This is a genomic window from Ferrovum myxofaciens (assembly GCF_000735045.1).
Lineage (GTDB): Bacteria > Pseudomonadota > Gammaproteobacteria > Burkholderiales > Ferrovaceae > Ferrovum > Ferrovum myxofaciens.
This window is the reverse complement of the sequence record NZ_JPOQ01000095.1, coordinates 1-4348: the sequence shown is the minus strand read 5'-3', so window position 1 is coordinate 4348 and position 4348 is coordinate 1. Positions and strand designations below refer to the sequence as shown.

Below are 4348 nucleotides of genomic sequence, written 5' to 3'. Positions count from 1 at the left end.
GACAAGATGACCCTTTCCAAAGCCATTCGAAAACTTGAGGAAGCTGGGCTGGTCAATCGGGAGTCTTCAACTTCGGATACCCGTGCCATACAGGTTCGATTCACTGTCGCGGGACGCAAACTGATTCACCAGGCCATCATTGCCGTCGAGCGCGCCGACGATGAATTTTTCTCGTGCCTCACGGAAGGCCAAATAGAGACTTACAAGGCACTGACCCTTGCCATCATCGCGGGCAACAATCCATGAAGCGCTACTGGATTGGCGTTGCATCGAAAGAACATGTCAGCGCTGGCGTGGCTGGTGGATTCAGTCAGTTATGCCACGGAAAGGCCCTGCCGCTCAAACGCATGGCGGTGGGCGACTGGCTCATCTATTACTCGCCCAGGGAACAATTCGACGGAACCGTTCCTTGCCAGAAATTCACGGCCATTGGCAAAGTCGTCGGTGACAAGGTCTATCCCTTTGAAATGTTCCCTGGATTTGTTCCCTACCGGCGTGATATCCATTTTCTGAAAGCGACCGATACGCCCGTTCGCCCGCTTCTTGAGCAACTTTCTTTCATTAAGGACAAGAGTCGGTGGGGCTATGCTTTCCGATTCGGACATCTGGAAATTCCAAAAGCCGATTTCGAGTTGATCGTGACCGGTATGCTAGGGCGCATTCCAGCGGATGATTGACGATGCCCCGTTGCTCGATTCTGTCAATTGCCGAGCGAGTTGGCCTGCCCCCGAAACTCACGACGGTAGAGTGACGGGGAAATCCGTAAAACATCCCTGAACTGCTGACGCATCGACACCGACGAGCCAAAGCCTGCCCTTGCGGCAATCAGATCGATGGGCTGATCTGTGGTTTCAAGCAAGCGTTGAGCCAGAGCCAAGCGCTGGTGGCGAAGCCAGTCGCTTACCGTGGTTCCGGTAGCCTTCCTGAAATGGCGGGTAAAAGTGCGGCGGCTCATCCTGGCCTGTTCGACCAGCGTATCAATATCCAAAAGCCGATCAAGATGAAGAACCGCCCAGTCGAGCACTGCCGACAATCGTTTATCTTTCCCTTCAATAGGAAGCGGCAATTCGATGTACTGCGCCTGTCCACCCTGTCGGTGCAATGGAACCACCATGCGACGTGCCACACGGCTGGCAATCTCGGCACCGTACCACTTACCCAGCAGATGCAGGCAGCAATCGATTCCCGCCGAAACACCCGCAGATGTCACCACATCGCCGTCGTCCACATAGAGGACATCAGGGTTGATCTGGATGCGCGGGTAACGATATGCCAGTTCGCGGGCGCAGAGCCAGTGGGTCGTAGCAGGATGTCCATCAAGAATGCCGGCCGCAGCCAGTACGAATGTTCCCAAACATAATCCAACCAGACAGGCTCCGCGTGCATGGGCCGCGCGTAATGCCTCGAGGAGTGGTTCCGGTGGCAACACCTGCGGATCGTGCCAACTTGGGACAATGACAGTATCAGCGCTGGCCACCCCTTCGAGACCATAGGGCACCGTGATGGTGAAACCGGACGCAGTCGACAGCGATCCTGCTTCTACCGCGCATATGCGCAAGTCAAAACGCGGCACCCCCGCCGCGCTGCGGTCTGTTCCAAAGACCTCGCAGGGAATGGAGAGATGAAAGGGGCTGATGCCTTCGAAAGCGATTACGGCGATGGTGAGAATAGTCACGCGACTTCCAAGACTGGAACTATGGCCTGATTTTATCGGAGATTGTCTTACAGGTCACTATCAGTCGTGGATGATTGGAGAAATAATATCCCTATGACGCCACAATCCTGTGGGCGTTGTACCAAAGATAGTCCACAAGGAGTATCCCCATGCCATCCCACCGCCATGCTCTGCTTGTCATTGATGTGCAGAACGAATATATTACCGGCAACCTGCCCATCGAATACCCCGCTATTCGGCACTCCCTGACCAATATCGGCAGAGCCATGGATGCCGCACTATTAGCGGATGTACCCGTTATCGTCGTCCAGAACACTTTGCCCGCTGGGGCGCCCGTTTTTTCCAAAGGATCTCCCGGTTGGGAACTCCATCCATCCGTCCGTTCCCGACCATACAGCCATTACATTGAAAAGACCCTGCCCAGCGCTTTCGCTGGCACTGACCTGGCCGGGTGGCTGAGCCGAAACGACATCGATACGCTGGTCGTGGTCGGCTATATGACCCACAATTGCGCTGACTCGACCATCAAACATGCGTTGCACGCTGGCCTGGCCGTGGAGTTTCTCACGGATGCCGCTGGGTCACTCCCCTACGATAACCATGCGGGCCGGGCCACCGCCGAGGAAATTCATCGGGTATTTACGGTTGTCCTGCAGTCGCGTTTTGCCGCAGTAGCAACGACCGATGAATGGATCGAGGCACTGAAAACAGGAAAAGCTCTTCCTCGCGATAACATCTATGGATCCAACCAGCGGGCACGCGGTTTAAGGGATGCCTCATGAGCAGATGTGGACAAACACGATGATCCAATTGCGTCTCCTCATGGTTGAAGATGTCGCCACCATTGAAAATTGGCCGAAGTATTCGGCTGAGTTCGACGATCTGGATTACGCCCTGAGGCAGGACGGGTGGCTCTCAGAATTTCAAAACCGGCCAAATATCTGGCGTTTTGCTGCCGAACAGTCAGGACAATTGATAGCCTTCACGATCCTCGCCACCACTGCAGTGGGAGAAGCCGAATTTCGGATTGCTTTGCGCTCAGATAAAGCCGGTCAAGGACTGGGCTGGATCGTTACTTCGGAAACACTGGAAAAAGGCTTTGATGAAATCGGTCTGACACGCATCCATCTCATCGTGCGCAAAAACAACCTGCGGGCTATCCGGTTGTATCATCGTCTGGGATTCACTCTGCGGGGAGAGTGTCACAAGGATGTCAATCGGAAGCCAACGCATTTTTTGATGTTGGATCTCCAACAAAACGATTATCTGGCAGCAATGGCCATTTCTAAAGCCAGACGATAAATGGCAAGGTTCATCAACTTTCTCCGCCGAGTATTCAAAACATCATAACGCCACTCATGACGGTCACTGCCTGACCGGTCAGCAATACCCGATCAAATTTGACTTCGCACCCTATTGAACCGCCACGCTTCGAGACCTGTCTGGCATTCAGGAAAGTTCTGCCCAACCTCCGAGCCCAGTAAGGAGCGAGTTCACAATGGGCGGAGCCACAGACGGGATCTTCGGGAACTCCCAACTTGGGTGCAAAAAAACGACTGACAAAATCAACTGTTTTCCCTGGGGCAGTGGCGATGACACCCCGCAGATCCAATTGAGCCAATAATTCCTGGCGGGGCTGAAGTGCGAGAACCGTCTCCTCATCCTCGAAGACTGCCAGATAATCATCGGCGCACCATACTTCCACAGGAGAGACCCCCAAACCTTCCGCCAACCGATCGGGACAGATGCACTGCCTGGGTGGCAAGGCAGGAAAATCCATTTCTAAGCCGCGCTCATTTTTTCGTACCGACAGTTTTCCACTCAATGTGTCGAACACCAGCAAAACTTTGGTATGGTCAAGACGTTCGAATATCACATGGGCCGTGGCCAGGGTGGCATGGCCGCAAAGAGAGACTTCCTTGATCGGAGTAAACCAGCGCAGTTCGAAGCCATCTTCGGAAGGTACGAAGAACGCAGTTTCCGAAAGGTTATTTTCCGCTGCAATCGCCTGGAGCAAGCCATCATTCAACCAATATTCCAAGGGACAAACAGCAGCGGGATTCCCCTCGAAAGGTCGAGTAGCAAAGGCATCCACCTGAAAGATATTGAGATTCATATTTAAAGTTCGTCTCAGGTTATTTTCAGAAGTACTTCTCCATGGATTCTGCCAGTTCCAGTGCCTGATGGGTTCCTTGAGTACGCAGCCCCTGAATCACGCCGTCCCGATTCTGTTCCGGTTGATTCTGACTGATTTTCCATTTTCCGAGTAAACGGATAATGGTGAGTTCGACGCCAACGATGGAACTCGTCAGGCGCTCGATAAAGTCCGGGGGGGTGTCCGCAATCGACCAGGGGGAACCAAAGACCGATTCCTGTTGTTTGGTGAGTGAACCGCTCTGTTCCCGGACCCATGCCGCATCATCGATCACGCGCAACTGACCATAAGCATGGACGACAGCGTAATTCCAGGTGGGAACCCCCTTGCCATGATCCCTTACGGTGGGATACCAGCAGGGTGAAATATAGCCATCCGGACCGTGGAATATGACTAGTACAACATAACATCAAACAACTTACATATCATTCCAAGCCCAGATCGAAGTTACTCCACCGGAAGACAACCGGGTGTTCGTTCCATTCGGCAATCCCTTTTTCGATGCGGCCCTTCAGTTC

Annotated in this window: 7 protein-coding genes; 4 read left to right on the top strand and 3 right to left on the bottom strand. The window is 53.4% G+C overall.

Annotated elements, in window-relative coordinates; translation table 11 throughout:
• Together IV91_RS15900 and IV91_RS0110915 are read left to right on the top strand one after the other, a co-directional pair.
• On the top strand, positions 1–246 hold a 246-nt coding region (locus IV91_RS15900), incomplete at its 5' end, for a MarR family winged helix-turn-helix transcriptional regulator (protein WP_035417846.1).
• Positions 243–677: an EVE domain-containing protein gene (locus IV91_RS0110915; RefSeq protein ID WP_031598320.1), complete on the top strand. Its 435-nt coding sequence runs from the start codon at positions 243–245 to the stop codon at positions 675–677. The genes IV91_RS15900 and IV91_RS0110915, both read left to right, overlap by 4 nt.
• Before the next feature lie 23 nt (positions 678–700).
• Here the strand turns inward: IV91_RS0110915 and IV91_RS0110910 are convergent, their stop codons facing one another.
• Positions 701–1675: a GlxA family transcriptional regulator gene (locus IV91_RS0110910; protein WP_031598318.1), complete on the bottom strand. Its 975-nt coding sequence runs from the start codon at positions 1673–1675 to the stop codon at positions 701–703.
• 149 nt (positions 1676–1824) lie between these two features.
• Between IV91_RS0110910 and IV91_RS0110905 the strand changes: the two genes are divergently transcribed.
• On the top strand, positions 1825–2457 hold the full coding sequence (locus IV91_RS0110905) for a cysteine hydrolase family protein (protein WP_031598317.1): 633 nt from the start codon (positions 1825–1827) through the stop codon (positions 2455–2457).
• 19 nt (positions 2458–2476) lie between these two features.
• Complete coding sequence (locus IV91_RS15895; RefSeq protein WP_051862585.1) at positions 2477–2977, top strand: GNAT family N-acetyltransferase; 501 nt, start codon at positions 2477–2479, stop codon at positions 2975–2977.
• A 34-nt stretch (positions 2978–3011) separates the two neighbouring features.
• Here the strand turns inward: IV91_RS15895 and IV91_RS0110895 are convergent, their stop codons facing one another.
• Together IV91_RS0110895 and IV91_RS0110890 are read right to left on the bottom strand one after the other, a co-directional pair.
• Complete coding sequence (locus tag IV91_RS0110895; RefSeq protein ID WP_031598313.1) at positions 3012–3791, bottom strand: PhzF family phenazine biosynthesis protein; 780 nt, start codon at positions 3789–3791, stop codon at positions 3012–3014.
• A 25-nt stretch (positions 3792–3816) separates the two neighbouring features.
• Positions 3817–4221, bottom strand: coding sequence for an FMN-binding negative transcriptional regulator (locus IV91_RS0110890; RefSeq protein ID WP_084190060.1), 405 nt, complete (start codon positions 4219–4221; stop codon positions 3817–3819).
• Between the last annotated feature and the right edge of the window lie 127 nt (positions 4222–4348).

What these genes read in the sequence shown, in the direction of transcription:
- IV91_RS0110905 (WP_031598317.1), top strand. Translation starts at nt 1,825, where the DNA reads ATGCCATCCCACCGCCATGCTCTGCTTGTCATTGATGTGCAGAACGAA.
- IV91_RS0110915 (WP_031598320.1), top strand. Translation starts at nt 243, where the DNA reads ATGAAGCGCTACTGGATTGGCGTTGCATCGAAAGAACATGTCAGCGCT.
- IV91_RS15895 (WP_051862585.1), top strand. Translation starts at nt 2,477, where the DNA reads ATGATCCAATTGCGTCTCCTCATGGTTGAAGATGTCGCCACCATTGAA.
- IV91_RS0110895 (WP_031598313.1), bottom strand. Translation starts at nt 3,791, where the DNA reads ATGAATCTCAATATCTTTCAGGTGGATGCCTTTGCTACTCGACCTTTC.